The organism is Oleiphilus sp. HI0043 (assembly GCF_001634935.1).
In genome coordinates this window covers 1-902 of sequence record NZ_LWEY01000219.1, presented here as the reverse complement: position 1 = coordinate 902, position 902 = coordinate 1, and the positions used below count along the sequence as shown (strand labels likewise).

At 46.0% G+C, this 902-nt stretch carries 1 protein-coding gene; it reads right to left on the bottom strand.

Annotated features, from left to right (window positions below; translation table 11 throughout):
- Positions 1 to 169: 169 nt before the first annotated feature.
- On the bottom strand, positions 170 to 775 hold the full coding sequence (locus A3729_RS03515) for a YigZ family protein (protein ID WP_068512085.1): 606 nt from the start codon (positions 773 to 775) through the stop codon (positions 170 to 172).
- Between the last annotated feature and the right edge of the window lie 127 nt (positions 776 to 902).

Sequence of the window (902 nt, the reverse complement as noted above, 5' to 3'; positions counted from 1 at the left end):
TATGAAAGCTGCAGTGAGCGAGAATCGTTGGCCTGATGCCGCGACGCACTTAAATCTAATCCGTAAAATCGTCGCAATTAACCTGACACTGGGCTTGATCGTTATTGCTATCGCAAGTGGTGGTAAATTCCTGTTTTCTGCCTAAGTAAGTGAAGAAAACTTAGAGGGCTTAAGGCTGAATCAAAGAGGCGCTTTTGAGTGCATGCAGGTAAGCACTCAAGTCGCTTAGATGTCGATCATCAATGGCTATCTTCATCGTCACGGCTTGTTGATACTCAGTGCCGATGACTTCGCCTTGATGTTGAAAAAGCCAGTGTCGGATAGCCTGTTCGTCTGAAAAATCACATTGTATTTGGAATTCGTCGAGTTCCACTTTCAACTCTGTTTCACCTTCGTCATAGGCTTGCTGGGCCGCCTGGGAGTATGCTCTGACTAATCCGCCTGCGCCGAGCTTTATACCACCAAAATAACGAATCACAATGATCATGGCATCGCCAATATCTTTATGTTGAATGACATTCAGTATCGGCTTGCCTGCGGTGCCACCGGGTTCGCCATCGTCAGACATGGCCGCGAAACTCGGACTATGAGGTGGACCGATTTGGTAGGCCCAGCAATGATGGCGAGCATCGGGGTAATCTCGTTTAGCTTGTGCCAAAGCTAGCATGGCCTGCTCTCTATCTGTAACACTAAAATGCCGGGCGATAAAACGACTCTTCTTTATTTCATAAGTAGTTTCAATGCAGTCTTTAGGGACTAAGTAACTAAGCGCCATGGCTGGATGTTCCTGATTGGGATAAGCCGACTTACGCACAGCCTATAAACGAGATGTTGGTTCGACGAAACTCTGATCTCGACTAAAATTGTAAACTAGCATAAATTTTTGTGATATTGCCAGATTG

Excerpts from the sequence above, each read along its gene's own strand:
- A3729_RS03515 (WP_068512085.1), bottom strand. The coding sequence starts at position 775 with ATGGCGCTTAGTTACTTAGTCCCTAAAGACTGCATTGAAACTACTTAT.